16 protein-coding genes and 1 pseudogene are annotated in these 21,650 nt (G+C 40.4%); 7 read left to right on the top strand and 10 right to left on the bottom strand.

Translation table 11 applies throughout. The features are described from left to right. Window positions 1-466: 466 nt before the first annotated feature. From AN390_RS14560 to AN390_RS14540, 5 genes are all read right to left on the bottom strand, one after another. Window positions 467-2,875: a TonB-dependent receptor gene (locus AN390_RS14560; RefSeq protein WP_055255205.1), complete on the bottom strand. Its 2,409-nt coding sequence runs from the start codon at window positions 2,873-2,875 to the stop codon at window positions 467-469. A gap of 351 nt (window positions 2,876-3,226) precedes the next feature. Continuing rightward, window positions 3,227-5,581: a TonB-dependent receptor gene (locus AN390_RS14555; RefSeq protein ID WP_055255204.1), complete on the bottom strand. Its 2,355-nt coding sequence runs from the start codon at window positions 5,579-5,581 to the stop codon at window positions 3,227-3,229. A 501-nt stretch (window positions 5,582-6,082) separates the two neighbouring features. Continuing rightward, complete coding sequence (locus tag AN390_RS14550) at window positions 6,083-6,595, bottom strand: CC0125/CC1285 family lipoprotein (RefSeq protein WP_055255203.1); 513 nt, start codon at window positions 6,593-6,595, stop codon at window positions 6,083-6,085. A gap of 25 nt (window positions 6,596-6,620) precedes the next feature. Next, window positions 6,621-7,361, bottom strand: a complete 741-nt coding sequence (locus tag AN390_RS14545; protein ID WP_055255202.1) for an anti-sigma factor — start codon at window positions 7,359-7,361, stop codon at window positions 6,621-6,623. After that, complete coding sequence (locus AN390_RS14540; protein ID WP_006793586.1) at window positions 7,358-7,849, bottom strand: RNA polymerase sigma factor; 492 nt, start codon at window positions 7,847-7,849, stop codon at window positions 7,358-7,360. Before AN390_RS14540 ends, AN390_RS14545 begins: the two co-directional genes overlap by 4 nt. Window positions 7,850-7,988: 139 nt before the next feature. On the opposite strand from AN390_RS14540, the gene AN390_RS14535 reads away from it, so the two are divergent. Beyond that, complete coding sequence (locus AN390_RS14535; protein ID WP_055255201.1) at window positions 7,989-9,335, top strand: S8 family serine peptidase; 1,347 nt, start codon at window positions 7,989-7,991, stop codon at window positions 9,333-9,335. Here AN390_RS14535 and AN390_RS14530 read toward each other — a convergent pair. The 3 genes from AN390_RS14530 to AN390_RS14520 form a co-directional block, all read right to left on the bottom strand. Then, window positions 9,319-10,272: a hypothetical protein gene (locus AN390_RS14530; protein ID WP_055255200.1), complete on the bottom strand. Its 954-nt coding sequence runs from the start codon at window positions 10,270-10,272 to the stop codon at window positions 9,319-9,321. The genes AN390_RS14535 and AN390_RS14530 overlap by 17 nt on opposite strands. 62 nt (window positions 10,273-10,334) lie before the next feature. Continuing rightward, window positions 10,335-11,219 carry a hypothetical protein gene (locus AN390_RS14525; RefSeq protein ID WP_055255199.1) on the bottom strand — a complete coding sequence of 295 codons (885 nt, stop codon included), beginning with the start codon at window positions 11,217-11,219 and terminating at the stop codon, window positions 10,335-10,337. A 136-nt stretch (window positions 11,220-11,355) separates the two neighbouring features. Further along, on the bottom strand, window positions 11,356-13,554 hold the full coding sequence (locus AN390_RS14520; RefSeq protein WP_055255198.1) for an exonuclease domain-containing protein: 2,199 nt from the start codon (window positions 13,552-13,554) through the stop codon (window positions 11,356-11,358). Window positions 13,555-13,682: 128 nt separating this feature from the next. On the opposite strand from AN390_RS14520, the gene AN390_RS14515 reads away from it, so the two are divergent. Next, complete coding sequence (locus AN390_RS14515; RefSeq protein ID WP_055255197.1) at window positions 13,683-14,177, top strand: dual specificity protein phosphatase family protein; 495 nt, start codon at window positions 13,683-13,685, stop codon at window positions 14,175-14,177. Between the two features lie 294 nt (window positions 14,178-14,471). Here AN390_RS14515 and AN390_RS14510 read toward each other — a convergent pair whose 3' ends face one another. Both AN390_RS14510 and AN390_RS14505 read right to left on the bottom strand, forming a co-directional pair. After that, on the bottom strand, window positions 14,472-14,891 hold the full coding sequence (locus tag AN390_RS14510; RefSeq protein ID WP_055255196.1) for an N-acetyltransferase: 420 nt from the start codon (window positions 14,889-14,891) through the stop codon (window positions 14,472-14,474). Window positions 14,892-15,048: 157 nt separating this feature from the next. Next, window positions 15,049-16,407: a Fic family protein gene (locus tag AN390_RS14505; RefSeq protein WP_055255195.1), complete on the bottom strand. Its 1,359-nt coding sequence runs from the start codon at window positions 16,405-16,407 to the stop codon at window positions 15,049-15,051. 523 nt (window positions 16,408-16,930) lie between these two features. Here AN390_RS14505 and AN390_RS14500 point away from each other — a divergent pair. The 5 genes and pseudogenes from AN390_RS14500 to AN390_RS14480 all read left to right on the top strand — a co-directional run. Then, window positions 16,931-18,355, top strand: coding sequence for a sugar porter family MFS transporter (locus tag AN390_RS14500; protein WP_055255194.1), 1,425 nt, complete (start codon window positions 16,931-16,933; stop codon window positions 18,353-18,355). Window positions 18,356-18,576: 221 nt separating this feature from the next. Continuing rightward, a complete protein-coding gene (locus AN390_RS14495; RefSeq protein WP_055255256.1) occupies window positions 18,577-19,836 on the top strand; it encodes an OmpP1/FadL family transporter in 1,260 nt (419 codons plus the stop codon). A gap of 1 nt (window position 19,837) precedes the next feature. Further along, complete coding sequence (locus AN390_RS14490; RefSeq protein ID WP_024033749.1) at window positions 19,838-20,251, top strand: YeeE/YedE family protein; 414 nt, start codon at window positions 19,838-19,840, stop codon at window positions 20,249-20,251. 4 nt (window positions 20,252-20,255) lie between these two features. Further along, on the top strand, window positions 20,256-20,657 hold the full coding sequence (locus AN390_RS14485; RefSeq protein ID WP_055255193.1) for a DUF6691 family protein: 402 nt from the start codon (window positions 20,256-20,258) through the stop codon (window positions 20,655-20,657). A 169-nt stretch (window positions 20,658-20,826) separates the two neighbouring features. Then, a pseudogene (locus tag AN390_RS14480) lies at window positions 20,827-21,543 on the top strand (mechanosensitive ion channel family protein); the annotation flags it as partial. Between the last annotated feature and the right edge of the window lie 107 nt (window positions 21,544-21,650).

The following is a 21,650-nucleotide window of genomic DNA, read 5'->3' as shown; positions in this document are numbered from 1 at the left end:
TAAATGGTCTTTTAGCAACCTGTAATCATACTTAAGCAATTTTCACCTAGTTAATGACTCGCTTTTATAACTTAAAATGGCTCACTTAATTAAGCGAGTGGGTATTACTTATTTAAAAAATAACGCTTTAAAATAGTTAAAGGCAATAAATAAAGTATCAGCCTCGCCTTACTAAAGCCCGAGTATACAACCAAAAGCCAAGCACCCCACTTTGTAAGTTACGCACTTATGGCTTAAATACACGTATGCATTTAGCAAACTTAAATGAAGGGCTGGTTAGAGGGGTTAAGCTTACAATCTTAAGCCAATAAAAGCGCACTTAATAAATACCTGTAAAGGTGGGTTAAATACAATAGTAAGGTTAAATAGCAGCTAACTGAAGCTAATTAACAAGCTCAAAATAAAAAAAGCCAGCTAATAAATAGCTGGCTGAAAGTAATGACCGTAGCGGCCATTTTAGGAAATTTTAAAACTGATATTTTAAGCTTGCGCCCCACGTACGTGGATTGTTCCAGTTAGCTTGTACTGAGTTTGCAGGTAAGCCATCAACAATTTGTGAGTGCACTACACCACGAGTTAAAATCGCTTTATCACCAATGTTTTTAACGTACGCTTCTACTTGCACACTGTCGTTAATGTACCAAGTTAAACGTGCATCAGCCATTAAGTGCGCATCTACTTGCACCTCTGGGATGTTCGTATCAAACGCGTAGTAATCGTCTAAGTAATTTAGTTGAATGTACGGTACTAAGTACGAATCCCCCCCTAAGCTAAACTCATAACGAGCTGAAAAACCAACACTGTACTCAGGCGCCATAGCGGGGCTCCAGCCTTCAAAACTAAACTGACTAGAGCTGTCGTTTATATCTTGGCGGCCTTCTAAGTTACCTAATGCTAATAATGGGCGAAGCTGCTCATTACCTACTGCATAGCCATCAGCAAATTCGCTATCAAGAAGAGATAAAGTACCGGTTAGTGTTAGGTTATCAATTGGCACCCATTGAATATCAGCTTCTAGGCCCACAGTTTCTACATCGCCGCCGTTTTCGTAGTATTCAAAGGTGGTAGCAGTACCTGCGGCAACACACTCTAAAACAGTATCGCCAGTGGTTGTATCGTTACATGAGGTTGCAAATAACTGTGCTTTTACATCTTCGTATTCGTTCATAAATACCGAAAGATTTAAACGCATTGCGCCATCAAGCAAATAGCTTTTCATACCCATTTCGTAAGAGATAACATCTTCGTTATCGTAAAGTGGGTCAGCACCGCGAGCTACAACGCGCGAATCGTTTGCGCCACCGGTTCTGTAGCCTGTCGCTACACTTGCATACACCATAATATCGTTATTAATGTCGTACTCGGCAGCCGCTTTATAAAGTAGCGCAGAGTCATCCCAATCAGGAATTGTATCGCCGGTAAATGTTTTGTCGTCTTGGTTTACACGCAACCCACCTACCACGCGCAAATCTTCTGTTACTTGGTAGCGTAATTGCCCATACGCCGCAATAGATTTTGCCGTATGCGGGTCGTAATCCGGGTTCCCCCATGAAGGCACTACAACAGAATCTGACACACCATCGCCTGTGGTATCTGCATGCGATAACCAGCTCCAATCTGCTTCTTGGTCAAAGTAGTAAAGGCCACCAATCCACGAAAAATCACCCTCATCGTTAGATGAAAACTGCAGCTCAGATGAGAGTGTTTTTTGTTCATCCTCACGGCCAAAACCACCTACAAAATCAATGCCACCGTCGCTGTAGTCGTTATCGTAATATTGCTTACCACTAAGCGTTGAGTAGTTGGTGGTCCATTTAATATCAGCAAAGTCGGTATACCATTCAAGTGCTAATGTGGTCGAAAAGCTTTCTTGCTTATCAAGTGAAAATCCATTGCGGTAAACATCATACGGGCCAAGGTCTTCGTGCTGCGCATCACTTGGCTGATAAATATGCCCCTCGGTTATTGTAGGCGTAGTGTTAAATACACCCGACCCCGGCGAGGTTTCTTCAATTTGGTAGCCCGCTATTTGTTGGTAACCCCAAATAGCTTCTGAGTTAGAGTCTTTACGCGAGTAATCAAAGCGTACTGTGGCATTAAACTTTTCGTTTGGCTCCCACTTAGTAACGTTACGCATATAAAACTGGTTTTTCTCGCGCAAGTCATCTGAAGGGCCTGGAACAACTAAATTATTGATATAACCATCGTGACGATCAGAGGCCACTACAAAACGGGTTGCCACGGTATCGCTTACTGGAATATTTATAATTCCTTCGTAAGCGCTGCGGTTATAACTGCCTGTTTCAACTTTTATACTCCCCAGTAAATCGTCAAAAACAGGTTGATTAGTAATAATATTAATACTGCCCGCAAACGTGTTTCGGCCATATAACGTACCTTGCGGCCCGCGTAATACCTCAATGCGTTGAACATCCACCAGCGCGCCTAAGCCCGATGAGGTAGTCGGCACATAAATACCATCTTGAAATATACCTACAATTTGCTCAGCAATACCGGTGCCTGCTACACCTACTTCGTTGGTGCGAGCGCCACGCATAGCGGGTCTAACTTCACCACCCGAAGAGCCCATACGTAAGCCTGGTACCACTTGTTCAAGACCCGTAACATCAATAATACCAGCGCGGGCAATGTCCCCTTCCCCTAATGCTGTTATTGATGATGATACTTCCTGTAGGTCTTGTGAGCGACGGTTTGCCGTTACCGCTATACGCTCTATCGCGGGCTCTGCGGTTTGTTCTTGCGCTTGTGCTTGTGCTTGTTCTGGCTCTTGCGCAGCGTATGCGTTCATTGTGGTTGCTGCAATAGCGGTGGTTACAGCAAAGTGAACGAGAGTCCGTGTAAATTTAGCTTTCATTATAGTTATTCTCCCCAGTATAAAACGTATTTAGTTCTCCCCAAACCTACATTTTCAATTATTACAGTAAACAAGTTGTATCAATTGAAAATGCATGGTTCTAAAATAGACTTCGAAGTCAAAAAGATCAACAACTTTTTGCTCGAATAATAACCTTATCGAAATTAACCTAAATAAAACAATATATTAAAATGAAAACAAAGTGATTTCGAAACACAAAAAAAGCCAGTAATAATTTATTACTGGCTCTATGTAAGCGATTGTTTAATTTAAAATTTTAATGCTATATTTTAGCAAAATGCACAAACTTACACTTTTACTTAAACCTTAAAATACATTATTGAAAAATGCCTAAAAGTTATAACCTACCCTTACACCATAAGTGCGAGGATTAGCATAATCGGCCGCAGCCACATTACCACCAAAGCGGACTGTCCTAAGTAGTATAAGCTCATCTCCTGCGTTTTGAACATACGCACGTACAGACCACTCATTATCTGCCGAATACCATGCAAGGCTAGCATCGTACTTTTGGTAACTTTCTTGAGTACCAAATGAAAAAGGCAAATCGTTGGTTGTATACGAATCCGATAATTGAATACTGGTAGCAGGCACAACGCGGCCTTTATCACCTAAATCAAACTCATAACTGGCCAATAGTGTAATATTGTATTTAGGGCTTAGTTGCACGTCATTACCATCTAGTTGCAGTAAGTTATCTACGCCATTAATGGTCTCTCCACCTTCTTCAAATACATTTGGCGTAACAAAGTCGCCATACGTTGAGTCTGTAAACGCGGCGCGTGCCCCTAGGCGCAATGCATCACTTGCCTGCCAATCAATTTCTAACTCAAGACCTGCAGCATCAATTTCCCCGGCATTACCAAAAAACGACACCGCCGTACCACCCACGTTTTGAAAACGAGTAGAAAGTAGGTCCTCGTACTGGTTGTAATATAAAGAAGCGTTAAATCTTAATGAATTATCAAGCAGCATGCTTTTAAAGCCAAGCTCGTAAGCCGTTACTGTTTGCTCATCGTAGCTATCTTCGCCATTAAAAGCGCCCTGTGCGTTACCCGCTAAAAAGCCCGTAGAAACTGTAGCATAAAGCAGTTGAGAACTTGCCAAATCGTGTTCAAGACCTAGCTTCCACGTTATTTTACTCCAATCATCGTCTGCGTTATCAACCTCAAGTACAGAAAAATCAAGCGTGCTTAAGTTATCTGGGTTTTGGCCGTAAATATCCCACTCACGGCTGTCATTTGTATACCTAATGCCGGCTATACCGCGTGTATCATCATTAAATGTGTAATTACCTTGAAAGTAGGCAGCAGCTGATCTTGTTTCTAACTGAATTTGATTTAACCACGACGCGTACTGAAATTCTTGGGGTTGCGTTGTATCTGGCACATTATCAACCACAGCCCCATAGCTGCCATTTAAAAATGCGTTGTCTAAATCTTCTGAGAGCAAATAAATACCCGCTACCCATTCAAAGTCGCTTTCATACGTTGAGCTAACCTGCACTTCTAACGAGTTTGTTTTTGATTCAATCGCATTGCCATCAACCGTGGTTGCATAAGTCGAAAAATCACCATCAGTAAGGCGCGTTTCTTCGTAATCCATTGAGGCTGCAATCACTTTCAAATCTACCGACTCTAATGACCAGTTAAGCTCTGCACTAATGCTTACATCACTTACATCACGCGATGGTTTATAGTCAAACTGCTGAGTAAATGGGTCTGACGATACCGCCTGTGCTGTATCAAGCCCTGGTGTTGCAGCGTTATCTAAACCTGCACCAAAGCGGCCACAATTACTGCCACACACATCGTCACGACCAATTCGCTCAGTTAATGGTGCCGACAAACTTGTTTTACCCGTTGCAGGGTTTATAGGAACGCCTAAAATATGGTAGCCAAAAGCACCGCCGCCATTTGATTCATCCTGCCACGTTTCTACTTTTACATTTAAATTTATATCGTCGTTAATTTCAGTAAAAACTTGGCCACGTAAAAAATACATATCAGCATCTTTTAAGCCTGCATCTTCATTAAATGTATTTTCAACGTAGGGATCTCTTATTTCTCGAACGCCAGTAAATCGCACCGCGGTATCATCAGTAAGCGCTGCATTAAAAAAGCCCTCACCACGTAAATGACCATAATTACCAAATGTAACGGCCATACCGCCTTCGGTAATATCTAGCTCTGGTTTTTTAGCTATAACATCAATCGCACCACCAAATGAGTTACGACCAAACAATGTACCTTGTGGCCCGCGTAATACTTCAACACGCTCTAAATCAACAAACCCAGCAAGCGCCTGCCCGTGACGAGGACGATAAACACCGTTAGAATAAAACGCGATGGCAACATCGTTAGCCTCTACTTGCTCTGTTCTAGCACCGCGCATAGCTGGGCGAGCATCACTGCCCGACACACCCGACTTTAACCCTGGCGCTAAGCTATCAAGGTTTAAGATATCAGTAACGCCATTTTCTAGTAAATCTTTAGCAGATACAGCGGTCACAGCCAACGGCACTGATTGAATACTTTTAACACGCTTAGTAGAGGTAACCGAAATAACCTCCAACTCTTTGTTAGGGTTTAACTTTGCCTCTTGCGAGTATACCGAGGCTGAGCCCAATATCGCCGTGTTTACTGCAGCAAAAATAAGTGTTTTACGTAAAATATGTGCGGCCATGAGATTAGTTCTCCACCTGTTGATATAAGTTATTTTATTAAGCATTTAAGGGCTAAATAACCCGCAACCGAATTTTAAGTATTTATAATTATTAAAAGCGCGATTTAAATGCCTATTTTTTCGACTTATAAAAACTATCGCTTTCTGCATTCGAATGCAATAAAGATTATGTAAAAGTTTTACATGTTCATAACACTAAAAACGAAGCGGAGTATTCAAATGAAAATAAACCTTTTAAAATTATAAAGTTATTTTTTAGGTTTATTCCTTAAAGCACTGGTTTGATCTGTTTAATTTAACAAAAACAACCAAAGAAAGAAGTATGGTAGAGAAAATACAGATTAAAAGACTTCGAAGTCCAAGGGGTGTGTAATCACATTTAAAGTAGGCACCTAACCGACTAATAATTAAGTGCCCACTGTCTCTAAAGGTTAGACCGTAAGTGTGTAGCTGAAATATAATCACATGTAGAATAACAACAGCTAATAACTATTCTCATAATTAGTTTTGTGTCTTTTTGCTTAAGTTTTCAATTAAGTCTTGTGCGCTATAGCTGTTGTCGCTGGGTTTAATACCTTTGCCCATTTTAATGTCAATCAGGGTGTGTACTTCTTTTCGTTTATCATTGTTGCTCACTTGTACGCCTACGCTATTGCTCGGGCGTACGCGTGTTTCGCAGGTTAATAAACCGCAGTTTCGCTCATATTGTTGGCTGTGTGATGCACTAATAGATGACGCGGGCGCTTGCGATTTAGACTCAACAAAGGTTTCTTTATTTGTTACAACAAACCAGTCGTAGCCTTGCGCTTGGGTAAGCTCAGCCGCGCGTAACAATGCATAGTCACCTGCATCGGCTACGTTGTTTGACACGCTTTTAAACTCGACGCGGTATTGATCGTCGCTAATTTTTTGCTCGCTATAACCTTGTGAGCCATTATTAGCTGGGCGGTAGTCGGGTTTAGATGCGCAACCCGCCATAACTAAAATACTGATAATTAAAATAGATGTTTTCATCATTCACCTCGTTTTATAAAAACTATTATTGGTTTAACTGCCACTTTGCACTAATTGCTTGCTGCTCTTGCGCTCTATCTAGTGGTGCGCCGCTGATCATGCTATCTATAACAGCATCTAACTCACTGTTATTAGACGCCGTTTGATATTGCGCACCATTATCACTTTGCTGCGCGGCTGTTTGCGCTTTTATTTGCCAACCGCTTTGCGTTTTACAAGCAATGCTTGTTTGCATGGTATTGTTTGAGCTTAGCGCATACTGCCTACAAAGCTCACCTTGCTGATTTTTAAAGCTAAGCTGCGCGCTAAATACTGAGCCATCACTTTGCTTATACTCACCACTACTTAGCTGTGTATTAAGTGCTGATGCTATGTTACTGGCTACTAAATTTTGCGACTCATTGGGTTGTAAATAACTAGTCATTGCAATACCAAATACCACGGCAACGCTTGCAGCTATTGCTAAGCTTTTATTAGCCGACTGCTTAACCCTTTGCCAAGGCGTTAACGTTACTACATTGCTATTTAACGTGTTTTTTGTCGTTGCTGTATCAAGCTTTGCAACCGTTTTAGCTAATGAGTCACTAAGGGGTGCGTCATCAATACTTGTTGCGTGCTCTTTTACACGCATGTCTACTTCGCTTAGCTCTGCAAGTCGCATTACTAGTTCATCATCGGTTTCAAGGGCTTTGCGCACTTGCCCCATTTCGTGCTCGCTTAGCTCTGAGTCTAAAAAGGCGCTAAGTGTTTCGTCGTTAATGTTCATACTTGCTCCTTTTTAAAGTCGGGTTTTATTAAATTATAAAGTGTACTGCGTGCTCGCGATAATTTACTCATTACACTGCCTATAGGTATATCGAGTGTATGTGCTACTTCTTTATAGGCCATGCCCTGCACTGCCACCAACGATACAATGGCGCGTTGCTCTTCGGGTAATTGCCCAAGTGCTGTATTTACATTTTTAAGCATTTGTTTGTTTTCGAGTGTTTGGTGCTCATTACTTGTAATTGGCTCTGGTAATATATCGGCCTGGGCCGTATTTTGTCTTACCTTGCGTGAGCGGTATTCGTCTATCCACACATTGCGGCAAATTTTAAACGCCCATTTAGCAGGCTCAACGTCATCCGGAATGCCTTTTACTAATAGTTTTTCAATTGTTATTTGCACTACATCGTCTGCATCTGCTTTACTACCCGTTAGCGAATAGGCAAAGCGCCTAAGCATGGGCAATAAGGTTTTTAATGTTTCGTTCATTGATTTTTACCCCTTTTATAAAGAAGACGATTCAAAAAAACATTTATTCCCAAATAATCAAAATAATTTGAATAATGAAATATTTCTATGTGTTAAACGTTAATTACAAGCATGATAAATTTAATAGAAGTAACCCACTATGAATATTAAAAACACACGCGTTAAACACATAATAGCCGCTTCGCTTTGCATATTTAGCGCAACGAGCTCTGCCAATATAGTGAGTGTCGATCAAGTGCTTGGGCAGTTAAACCCAATAGAGCAGCGTATTGAGCAAACAATAGAACGAGCACAACGCCTGCCGCTTCCGATGCTTGTACCACAAGTTTCGATTGATGCACTAAAAGCGCAAATTAGTGAGCCAATTAGCAGCTTACCCAATGTACTTAACATTAATATAAATAGCCAAAACACCGCATTTGTTGAAGTAGAGCTAGAAAACGGCTTTAGAGCAATAGAGCGCCAATGGTTATTAATGGCAAATAGCCAACAACTTAATACCCTAAAACAGCAAAATGTAACCATTGTATCGGTAAAAAATTACAACGCACTTAACATGAGCTTAGTGCGCTTTAACGTGCCCCAAGGTGTTAATTCTAAAAGTGAGTTATTAAAAGCACTTAACTTAGATGAGTCTGCAATACTTGACCGAAACCACATATACCAGGCGCAAATTGGCGAGCCTACCGAAAAAGTAACACCAAATAACTCTATTGCCCCCTACTGCACACAAAGCGTAAAAATTGGCATGATCGACAGCGCCATTAATACCAAACACAGTGCTTTTGAAGGCGCAAATATCACTACGCAAAGCTTTTTACCACAAGGGTTAAGCTCTCCAAATTTACACGGCACCGCCATTGCAGGGCTAATTACAGGTAAAGGCGCAAAACTTAACCCGCTTTTAGGCAGTGCCATGCTTTACAGTGCCGAGGTGTTTTATAGGCAATCTGAATATGCTCAAGGGGCTACATTATTTGCCATAGTAGAAGCACTTAACTGGCTAGTCAGTAATAAAATACCCGTAATAAATATGAGCCTAACGGGGCCAAATAACGCAGTTTTAGAAGCAAGTATTACTGCAGCAATAAAACAAAACGTGTTAATTGTAGCTGCTGCAGGTAACCAAGGGCCGGCGTCGCAGCCGTTATACCCAGGTGCGTATAAAAGCGTGATAGCGGTAAGTGCTATTGATTCACAAAACCAAATTTATAGATGGTCAAATAAAGGCGATTACATAGACTTTGCAGCCCTTGGTGTAAATGTTGTTACAAGCCAAGGCAATGGAAAATTTGGAAGGGAGTCGGGTACGTCAATGGCAGCGCCGCATGTAAGCGCGGCATTAAGTTGTTTATTGTTAAAACATGGTAATAATAAAACCAAAGCACTTAACGAGCTTACATCGCTTGCCGTCGATTTAGGCGAGCATGGCAAAGACACCACCTTTGGTTATGGTGCCATTTACCCACCTAAAAATGCACTTTAACTGACGCCGATAAAACCGATTGCGTATAGGTATTGCTTCTAAGCTTTGATTGATAATCGCCATATTCAGCCTCGGCTATTAATGTTACGTGCTCAAATAAAGCTAGGTTATAAAACGCATTAACTACATTTCGGTGCTCATCTCGCGACGGTATTTGCTCAAAAAAATCATCCGTTGTTTGCTCATCGTAATCTTTATTTTGATAACGCCAGCCTGCGCCCACTTTATTCGCTACATTAAAGGCCGTAAATTTGTGCGTAACTTTAGTAGTAAAACCGTAGCCGTTAAAGTCGTATTGGTTGTCGTCGGCGTTTTCTTTATCGGCACTTAGCGCTGCCATTAGCATGGTTTGGCCGTTATTTATAAAATGATAAAGCGCTACATCGCCACCTACGCCGTCGGCATTACGTGCTTTTGCAGTAGCAAAACGTTTAGCTTTGGTTTTTACACTCATACGCAAATACGTATGCGGGTTTAAAAAATGGCCATAGTAGGCGCTGGCTTGATTAAAATGTAAAAATGTTTCGCCATCTACATTTGCTTTTGCGCCATCGTAACGAACCCCTAGCTCATGGCTATTAAAGCTATAACTGCCATCTAAACCATATTGATGCAGGTCTAAATCGTATTGATCAAACTCATCGTAGTCTTGTTGTTCAAACTTATAGCTTGAGGTTAATTTAGCGCTTTTGGTTACTTGCCATTTTGCATTAACACCGGCTGCGGTTTTTATGCCGCTGTCGCTTTGCGACGAAATATCGTCAAGCTCCTGAACAGAGAGCGCCGAGTTACTTAATACCCCAACTTCAGCATCTGCATTTAGCTCAAAGCTACTTTTAAAAGGCTTATTTTGCTCAGCTGTTTTAATGTGGTTAGTTTGTGCAAGCACCGCTTGAGCACTAAAAACACACAATGTGGCGGTTATAACTGCTTTCATATTTATTCTCCAACAGGCCGAATAGGTTTCCCCATTCGGCATTTGTGCAAGCACTTGGCGTATTAAAGGCCTAGGTCTAAATCGTTAGTAATGTTGGTTACTACTTCACTTGCGGTGCTAAGTGCTACATCGTTACTAATTTGATCAGTGACCGCTGCACTCACCTGCCCGCTAACACTTTGTTGTACTGTGCTTTGTAAACTACTAACCGTACTGTCTTGCACACTGGCAATTAAAGATTGCTGAACACTGCTTACTACTTCATTACTGGTATTAATTGCATCACCCATTTGCAGTGCAGAACTCACTGAGTTTGCAGCCGTATTAGTAATTGCTAATTGGTTTGTAAGCTCACCGGCATTAGTTGCATCAGCTTGTGTAACTGGATCGGTAGCGCTACTTACATTTGAAAGTAAAGAGGCATCGGCTGGTGTATCGGTAGTATCTGGCTGAGCGCCTTGCTCAGAGGTAACAGAAAGTAATGACGACTGGCTCACAGCGGTTGTTAAATTACCCGCCGATGAAGTTAACTGTGTTGTTGCATCGAGCGCTGTATTGGCTGTGGTATTGCTTGTGGAATTGGCTGTGGCATTTAAAGACGAGGCCGATGCATTTAATGCATTATTTAAAGATCCGCTGGCAGATGCAACTAATGTATTTGCAGGCTCTGCGGCCTCACTGCTTTCTTGCGTTGGAGTTTGCGTGTTATTCGCCGTTGAATCAGTGTTTTGCGAATCATCAGCCGTTACTTGTGTATCGTTAGATACGTTTGACTCGTTGCTACCACTGGCTGTTAAACCATTTTGTGAAAGCGCAATAGATGTAGATGTTTGTTGCTGCGCCGACGTTGACTGAGATAGTTCAATATCAGCGGCGTGCACTGCACCTGTAAAAGTACACACACCGCTTAACATCATTACGCTTACAGTTTTATTTAATTTAGTCATTGTTTTGTCCTCTAGTTTGTCGGATTGACATAATGAAGACGATTTACAAAACCACTTTATTCCAAAAATAAATAAAAAATTATAATAACGTTACTTAATTATTTAAGTTTCATACTCTTAAATATAAATTACTCGTTTACTGCGTAAGCGTTTCACTGTTTTGGATCAGCAATAACAGCTCGGCAGTGGCGGTAGCATCGGCCAATGCGCGGTGATGGCTGGTTAAGTTTAAATTAAAATGCGCGCTGAGGTTACCAAGCGAATACGACTTTAAGCCTTTAAACGCTCTGCGCGATTCGACCACGGTGCACATTTTTGGCATTTTAAAAAAGTGCCCTGCAACCTCGCATTCTTTTTTTATAAAACCGTAATCAAAGTTTACGTTATGGGCCACAAAAATACTGCCTGCGAGTTTATCTAGTAGTGGCTGTGCTATATCGGCAAATACAGGCGCGTTGCAAACCATGCCATCGCTTATGCCGGTCAATTTAGTAATAAAACTTGGGATATGGCGCTGCGGATTAATAAGTGTCGTCCAGGTATCAATTACTTTACCGTGCTGCACTTTAACAATGCCAATTTCGGTAATGCGGTTACCGCCTTTTAAGCCACCCGTGGTTTCTATATCAACCACGCTGTAAATACGGTTAGGGTCTACAAACCACTTAACTGCAGCAATATGTACTGTAAAGCCTACATTTTTTAAATTATCAATAGTGGTAAGTTGGTTGCGCCTAAGCTTATCGCCTGGGGCTTTTACCTCTTCAAAATGTACTTGGCCATTATTAATAACCATTAAGTCGGGGTAGCCGTCTTTTAGCTGTAAATAGTGTTTGCTCATAGCCGTTAAGTGCGCAATTAACGCTTCAAGCGGGCTGTTTAAAATAAGTGCCTCTAGTGGCTCTAATAAATTGCTGCGCCATCTAAATAAACCATTGGGCTGCTCAAAATACTGCGCGGCATGCTTACATACCAAATTAAGCAGCGCCTGATTAGTGCTACAGCTTTTTAAACGTGCGTCAATTTGCGTGCTTTGTGCTTCATAAAAATTACCAAGCTGTAAAACTTGCGGGTAAATATCAAATTCATTACACGGCGGGTAAGGCGATTCAATAAATAACTCGTGCCAAAATACTAAGCCAAACAAGCTTTGCCATAAGGTGTTTTCGGTATTAAAAACCGTTAACCCTTTTGCACTGTAATACTCATTTACGCCTTGCTCTACATCGCCTCGGTAAATTTCGTCAATTTCAAGTACACATTGGGTGTCGGCCAGCATAGTACTTAAGCGCGAACGCGTTTGTTTATTAAACTTACGCATTAAAAAGTCATCAGCAAAGTACAGTAAATCGTCGGTGAGCGGGTTTTCTATAATTTGCTCTAGCTGCGCTTTAACCCACGCTTTATTACCTAGGCGGTATTGCTCTCTTATTTGAATTTCTTGTGCTTCGGCGTAATCGGTGCAGCCTTCAAGTAGGCTAAAGGCAAGTTCGCTATCGGTATTTTTAAGTTGTTTATACAGCCTAACCAGCAATTTATTTTTAATGTCGTGCGCTTGTGCGCCATGCGCCGGTTGCGCTAATACTAAATGCGCAAGCTCGGTGTAAGCGGTTTTGTCATCCAAGGTTTCAGCTTTTGCATTACCACCCGTTTTGCCAATGTTTTTAAACGCTAAACGGTAACGATTTAAAACGTAATTAGATTGCGCCTCAGCGAGTGTATTAAAGCGCGATAAGCTCTCGCTGTGCCCTTCGCGGGTAGCGGTTAACCCTAAATCGCGCATAACAAAGCGGTTTTGATGGTTTACATCGCCACTACTTAAGCGCCCTGCAAATAAAAATTCAAAATACTCGTAATAATCTTCACGGTTATTAATGACATACTGGCTATATAAAGGGGCTAAATCATCTGCGCGCTCACTAAAAAATTGGCACGCAATAGTAACCAACTCCCCTTTAGCTGCGCTTTTCTTAAAGCTTACTTGCTCACTGTAATTACTGAGTAACTCCACCAGCATGGGCTTGGTTAAATGCGCTATAAGCTGCTTGTAATGCTGTGCGTTTGGCTCATATAAAATACCCGCTGTTTTTAGCGTATAAATAGCCTGATGCGGCGAAGTTATTTCTTCATAATTAAGCGATTGCGCCTGCACTAAATAAGGCTTGCGCGAATACACACGCGCCAACATGCATTGGCTTTGCTCATCTAGTTGGTTAATTTTACTAATAAATTCACTATGTTTAGGCTCAAGTAAGTGCATACATTTACTTGTTACAAACTCAATAAGCTCTCTAAAATGCGCTAAATAGTATTTTGCTGGTAATTCTTTTTTCATAACATCGCCACAACTGTATATAAAAACAGTATCTAGTATTTATGCTTATTATTCAATCTTAAACTTGTAACTAAAACACGCTATAGTGAGCGTATAAAAGCAAATTTATTAAAAATAAAGGACTTACCATGAGCGCGCACCCATACGATGTTTTATCACTCAATAACGGCGCAAATATTATTTTTACGCCTTGCCCTGGTACAAAAACGCAAAACCTAGCGGATTCAATCGCTACATTAAAAGCCGCTGGCACTCACATGCTACTATCGCTTATGCCACAAAAGGAGCTTGAAAAAAACAACGTACAAACAATTAATAGTGAGTGCAATAAGCACGATATAACCTGGTTTCATTTACCAATAAATGACGACGAAGCCCCAAAACAACCTTTTACATCAAGCTGGAATACCCACAAAACAGACATACTACAAGCCATACAGCAAAAACAAACCATTGCCATACATTGCAAAGGCGGCACTGGCCGCACAGGGTTGGTTGCTGCGCTTATTTTAAATTCGGCAGGTTACACAAAAGAAGAAGTATACAGCCTAGTACAAGGTATTCGCCCTAAAGCACTGACTATAGAGCTGCAAAAAGAATACTTTAATAACTCTGAGGTGTGAGGGGGAAACTGGGTAATATGTTAACGCTCATTCTTAGTTACCCTTGGCAAGCTTAGCCACTTATTAAGTGGTAACTAATCGTAATTATGTAAACCAAAAAAACACCAAATAGGATTGAGCCAATACCTGCAGGCCTAAATGTACTTTTAAATTTTTGAGCAGACCACACAGCAATTAAGAACACCTCGCTCTCCTAAAAACTAATGCCTGCATAGGGTAATACAGTCGGACTTGACTAAAGTTAGCTAAAGAGTAGTGAAACCAAGTACTTTACGCCTCTTAATACTGTTGCTATTAGACTCGCAAGCTCATGTAGTAGAAACGATCGTCTTCTCTATCGACTGCAAATCCAATACGGCTATATAACTTAAATGCTGGGCTTAGCTGAAATACTTTGAGGTCTATGAATTTGACGCTGTGTTGTCGAGCTATATCAACTACTTTAGCAATAACAAGAGCACCATAACCTTTGTTTTGATAAGTAGCTGCAATCTGAATATCGCGAAGTTGGCAACGCCCTTCTTCAAATGATAAGCGCACGACACCTATGTGTTGTTCCTTACACAAAATATCAAAATTTTTAAGGTTTTTGGTAGCTTGATAAACGTCTTCTACATCCCAATCTACCGCATACATTTCGTAATAGGGCTTCATATTGTTAAACGTAAAGTGCGCGGCAGCCTTTAAGTCTTCAGTAGCAACAATCTCTAGCATCCATCTAGCCTCAAAAAAGAATTAATACTCAATAAACTAATTAGCCACTTTAATTGAATTAGAAAAATGGTTGTGATCTTAAATTCATCACTAAAAGACAATAAAGAATAAGAAGCGCCAGTTGCTTAAAAATAGCTATTGATGCCATAATTTCTTATTAGTTCTTCCAGGCTTCCAGTATTTTTTTCTGGCTTCTCATACTATAAACCCACTCTCTGCCTTGTTTTTGTTTTGTAAATAGTTTGAGTTCGACTAAACCATTCAATACAGTTGATGCTGTGTTATACGCACACCCTAGGTTCTCTTTAACATTCGTCGCTGTAAAGCTATGTGCTACTCCACTTCGTGCCACTTGAAAAACAGTCTGCTGTTTATCATTCAGCTTTTTATAAAGCCCCGATTCCCATAACCACTTATTAAATTTTTCAGTTTCCTCGAGTGTTTGCTTGTAAGAACCTTTAAATTGATTTATTGCTTTGATGATAATTCCACATTGGTAATCTAAAAAATAAGTTAAATCCATTTTATCGGTTTCTGTATATAAATAACTTTTTCCATATTTAACTGGTGCTGATTTCAATAGAACACTAATTGCAATATACCTGAATGCAGCAAAATCATTTTTAAACATGTACCAATAGAATAATGCTCTAGCTACCCTGCCATTTCCATCTCTGAATGGGTGTTCATAACCTATAGCAAAATGCAAAGCAATTGCTTTTACCAGAGGGTGCAAATAATTTTTATTATCGATATCGTGATGACATATGTTTACCCACTTGGATAATTCTTTAATTCTTTTGGTCAACCCTGTGGCTGTAGGAGGCACGTGCACGGTATTACCTTCTGAGTCTACGACTTCAACATCATCAGTTTTTCTAAACACTCCTGGTGTGTAATTATCGTTATCTATATTGTCTACACCTATCTGATGTAATTCCAAGATGAGGTCTACAGACAAATCTTTGTGCCTATTTTCCCATGCGAATTTCATCATTTTAAAGTTGCCAACTATCATTTTCTCATCTGGTGAACGAGGTCTTCTCTGTCTTTTCAACAAATCTTTTGCAACCTTAGTGGTTGTCGCAGCCCCTTCTAATTGGCTACTACTGATAGCCTCATCTTCAATAAGGTCATTTAATAAATACTCTAAATGCTTTTCTTCACCTATCTTACTGCACATCCAGTCTAATGAAGCACTTGTAGTATTTCTATCTGTTTCTGAAATAGCTTTTTGTATAGATGGTGATAAATAAAATTTACAGGAGACTTTGGGCTCTCCGATACGAAACATCGTTTGGAACTGTCTAGTTCTAGCCATTTTCACAATAGACCAAGCAATAGTGCTATCTAGATCTTTGGGTAATCTATATTTAAGTTCGTCAAAATGAAGGTACCTGCCTTTAGAATCAATAGGTGAAAACAATTCGAGATAAGCATCCAGTTTTGATGGAGCATTTTCTGCAATTTGCTGAAAAGGGTTTACCACATTTTTGCTAGGTGGCTTTGTGATCATTTTTTATCTCAATTATGTTACCAATTGAATTAACTATATACTATCGAACTGAGCTTGTCTCAAAAATATATAATTTTGAGATAAAAATTACAGCCGGAATATTAAAGCAAAGCTGACTACTTACTCTACGACACCTATCGCTTTAGACCGGCAAATATCCTTATTTTATTATATATTCACTTTAACCACCAAATAACCACATGAAAGAAATTACAAAACTCATATCAGTTTATGTAATTGCAAAAACACATCTAAATGCTTGATAAAATTAATATTATTAAACATGCACGGCCCATAAAGTGCATATTATTTTTTAAAATTCAGTCTGTGTTATTTACAAAAGGCGGTACTTAAGTCAAAAGAATTCAATCTAACGCCTTTTAACTAATTCCTTTAAGCTAAAACCTTTAAAATACAGCTCAATTTAAACCCGCTAAATCGTTATACCTGCACAAATGTATTCAGCCATAACGCTTTACGATATTATGCTCCTTTAAATTTAAATTAACTTTCAGGGCATATAATGACAACGCACACACCGCCTTCCCACTCAGCCAACACAGCTGAAAACACCTCTCTTTTTTACGTAATTTTTATCTCTGCCGTGGCTGCTATTGGTGGCTTTTTATTTGGTTTTGACTCGGGTGTTATTAACGGCACGGTGTCGGCACTGGGTAATGCGTTTAATTCAAGCAGTGTGGCTACGGGCTTTAACGTAGCGTCTGTATTACTTGGCTGTGCCTTAGGTGCACTTGCTGCGGGGCCGCTGGCTGATAAGTTTGGTCGCCGTGCAATTATGATCATCACCGCGATTATTTTTGCCATTAGTGCGTTTGGCTCAGGCATTAGCGAAAGCTCGGCCGAGTTTATTTTTTACCGCTTATTTGGTGGCTTAGGTATTGGTGCTGCATCGGTATTGGCGCCAGCTTATATTGCAGAGGTTGCGCCACCTACCCTTCGTGGTCGTTTAGCTACATTACAACAGCTCGCTATTGTATTGGGTTTATTTGCTGCGTTTTTAAGTAATTATTTAATTGCTGATGCAGCTGGTAGTGCGCAAAATATTTTAATGCTTGATATAGCCGCTTGGCGCTGGATGTTTTGGGCTGAGCTTGTGCCTGCAATACTGTTTTTAGTGGGGGTGTTGTTTATTCCTGAGTCGCCTCGTTATTTAGTGGCGCAAGGTAAAGTGGACGATGCAAAAACAGTATTTAGTAAAATTTCGAACGACAACGTTGCTGCACAAATAAGTGATGTTAAAAGCTCCTTACGTAGCGATAAAAAGCCAAGTATTCGCGACTTATTTATTGATGGCAGTAAAAAAGTACACCCGATTGTATGGGCAGGTGTTGCGCTGAGTGTGTTTCAGCAATTTGTAGGTATTAACGTGGTGTTTTATTACGGCTCTGAGCTTTGGCAAGCCGCAGGGTTTGACGAGTCGCAATCGTTATTTATAAATGTATTAGCGGGGACGACTAATATTGTATCGACCTTTATTGCTATTGCCCTTGTTGACAAAATTGGCCGTAAGCCACTGCTATTAGTAGGCAGTATTGGTATGTTTATCAGCTTAAGCGCGCTTACTTATATATTTGGCAGCGCAGGCCTTGATGAAGCAGGCAAGCTTGCACTTAGCGATAACATGGGTACGTTTGCGCTTATTATGGCTAACTTATTTGTGGTATTTTTTGGTTTAAGTTGGGGCCCCGTTGTGTGGGTGTTATTAGGCGAAATGTTTAATAACCGTATTCGCGGTGCAGCGCTTGCTGTTGCTGCAAGCGCGCAGTGGATTGCTAACTTTGCCATTACCATGACCTTCCCTATTATGCTGGCTAACATTGGCCTTGCAGGTGCGTACGGCTTTTATGCTTTATCGGCACTTATTAGCATATTTTTTGTGGCTAAATACATTACAGAAACCCGTGGTAAAACACTTGAGTCTATGTAATTAGTCCTGAAAGCGGTGAACCCTTTTCACCGCTTTGTGTTTTTTAGGTAAATGATTGATTTAATATCAGTATTAAACCATCTAATAATTACTGCACTAAACATTGGCTTATCTCTCGCATTCAGTATTCCTTTTTACTATAAGTAATCGATTTAAATTCCTTTTTTGAATATAGAAAATTAGCTATTGTCCGCGTTTTCCCACTACGTATGTCTATCAAAATGAAAAATAAGTTAGTATCTGGTTTGGCCCTAACCCTTACTTTAGGTTCGTTTAACGCATTTGCTACCAATGGGTATTTTACTCATGGTTATGGCATGACCCACAAAGGCATGGCGGGTGCGGGTGTTGCGCTATCTGAAGAGTTAATGTCTGGCGCTAATAACCCTGCTACCTTTTTAGCAAATGGCACGCAATTATCTGTGGGCTTGGAGCTTTTTTCGCCTGTTCGAAAATACTCAGCATCCGATGTAGATACCTTTTACCCTGACGCATTTTACCTGCAAGCAAAAACCCAAAAAAGTGATAACACTTTATTTGCTATTCCTGAATTTGCTATTGGCCACCAGCTTAATGACAAAGTAAGTATTGGCTTATTAGTTTATGGTAATGGCGGTATGAACACCGACTACAGCGCCGATTCAGAGCCTGAAGGCACATTTTATGCTGGCACTACGGGTGTTGATTTAAAGCAAATGTTTATTAGCCCAACAATAAGCTACAAACTTAACGAGCAAATACGCCTTGGTGTATCACCAATTTATGCAGTGCAGCAGTTTAAAGCTACAGGCCTTGGAAACTTTGCGCCTTTTTCGCAATCGTCCCAAGCCCTTACCAATAATGGTACCGACACCAGCACAGGCTTAGGTATTCAATTAGGTATTAGCCAAGATATAAACTCGTCATTAAGCTGGGGAGCAAGTTACCGCTCATCAGTATCTATGCAAGAGTTTGATAGCTATAAAGGTTTGTTTGCAGAGCAAGGTGGATTTGATTTACCTAGTTCGCTTCAAATTGGCGCAGCTTATAAAATTACGCCAAACAACCAGCTTGTATTTGATTGGCAAAAAATTAATTACAGTGAAGTAAACAGCATTGCTAACCCGATTGATAATTTAATGTCGGCTCCACTAGGTGCCGATGCAGGCGCAGGTTTTGGTTGGGACGATATGACCATTTATAAACTTGGCTATCAGTGGCAGCGTACAGCAAAACAAAAAATTCGCTTTGGTATTTCGTATACAGAGCAACCTATTCCTTCATCAAACGTTTTACTTAATATTTTAGCGCCAGGTGTACAAGAATGGCATTTTACTACGGGGTTTAGCCATTCTATTAGTAACACGGTACAATTAAATGCAATGGCTTTTTACTCGCCAGCTAAAAAAGTATCGGGTGCTAACTACTTAGCGCCAAACCAACAAGTATCAATTGAAATGGAGCAATCAGGCCTAGGTGTGTCGGTTGTTTGGGGAATATAAAATGGTTACAGAGTTTACGCCAATAGCGGCAGCTATAGGGGGTGCTTTAATAGGAATAGCGTGCGCACTATTACTGGTTTTATACGGAAAAATAGCCGGTATATCAGGCATTGTTAAATCTGTTTTTAATAAGCAAACGGCTGAGTCGCGTTGGAAATTATACTTTATTGCAGGGCTATTATTAGCCGGTATTGCAGTGCGTATATTTGCGCCATCTTTATTAGAAGGTGAGCTGAGCTTATCGCCTGTGCTTATAGTTATAGCTGGGCTACTTGTCGGTATGGGCACCTCATTAGCTAATGGCTGTACAAGTGGCCATGGCGTATGTGGCATGTCGCGTTTTTCTACCCGTTCGTGGGTTTCAACATGTACATTTATGGCCGTGGCTATAATTACAGCAAACCTAGTAGGTTAAAAAAATGACAGCAGTAATTCATGTTATTTTAGGATTTATATTTGGTTTAGGGCTTATCATTAGTGGTATGACAAACCCCGACAAAGTACTTAACTTTTTAAATTTTCAAAATCAATGGGATGGCAGTTTAATTATTGTAATGGCTGTGGCTATGGGAATAATGATGCTGGCATGGTTTTGGGTTGCCAAAAAAGATAAACCACTGCTTGGTGAAACGTTTACTTTAAGTGATGTCAAAAACATTAGCCCTCGGCTAATCACTGGCTCTGTAATGTTTGGTTTAGGATGGGGATTAAGCGGCATATGCCCAGGCCCTGGCCTTGTGCAACTTACTTCACTTAAAATGGAATTTTGGTTATTTTTTGCAGCCGTACTTGGCGGTATGTGGATAGCTAAAAAAGTATAAATTTAACCTCGAAAGATATACGGCCTTAGTCCTTCATTAAAACTGGCAGGTATTAGCTTGCCAGTTTAACCCTATTTAAATAGCCCCTCTTTCCTTGCCTTGGCTAACTATTCATATAGGTACATAACTTGCTGCTTACTCTTTTAAGTTTATAAAAGAGAGGTAAGTAATGTCTGCTACTACTTTTTACAACCTAACAGAGCAACCTTGGGTGGTTATTGCTATTTGTTTAGTTTCTATAACTATAGCTTTGTTTTGTATCCGCTTTTTTATAATGTACTGGCTTAAAAAGTGGACCTCTCATACTAAATTTATATTCGATAGCTTACTTATCGCCTCTATCTCTAAACCGCTCACCCTTTGCACATTTATTTTGCTACTCACCATTATAGAGCAAGGGTTGTTAATACAAGGCGAGCCGGTTGCGAGCTATATGTCGTTTTCGACCATTAATATTATTTTGGGCTTAGTGGCTATTATTTTATTTTTTGACCACTTTTTTGTGGGCGCCATTAATTACTACAGCAAAGAGTCGGCGGTAATTTTTAATTCACAAAGTATTATTAAAGGCATTATTAGGGTAAGCGTTTTATCGGTCGGGGCTTTAGTGCTGTTAGGCACCTTGGGTATTTCTATTACACCTATAATTGCCTCGTTAGGTATTACGTCATTAGCGGTGGCACTTGCCCTGCAACCCACCCTTGAAAACTTTTTTTCGGGCGTACAACTTGTTATAGATAAACCCATACGGGTGGGAGATTTTATTGAGCTTGAGTCAAAGGAGCAAGGCTTTGTAGAGAAAATTGGTTGGCGCTCTACATGGGTTAAAATGCTGCCAAATAATATGATTATTATTCCTAATAGTCAGCTTTCTAAATCGCGTATTAGTAGGGCGTGTTGATCTTTGATGTTTGAATTTGCAGCAGCGTGTTTGGTTTTTAGGCAAGGCAGAGCCTATGTAGTGTGGTTATTCCCCATAAATAGGCGATAACG

Origin of the sequence: Pseudoalteromonas sp. P1-11 (assembly GCF_001399995.1) — a bacterium.
Classification (GTDB): domain Bacteria; phylum Pseudomonadota; class Gammaproteobacteria; order Enterobacterales; family Alteromonadaceae; genus Pseudoalteromonas; species Pseudoalteromonas atlantica.
The sequence above is the reverse complement of the archived record's forward strand: the minus strand, read 5'-3'. Positions and strand labels throughout refer to the sequence as shown.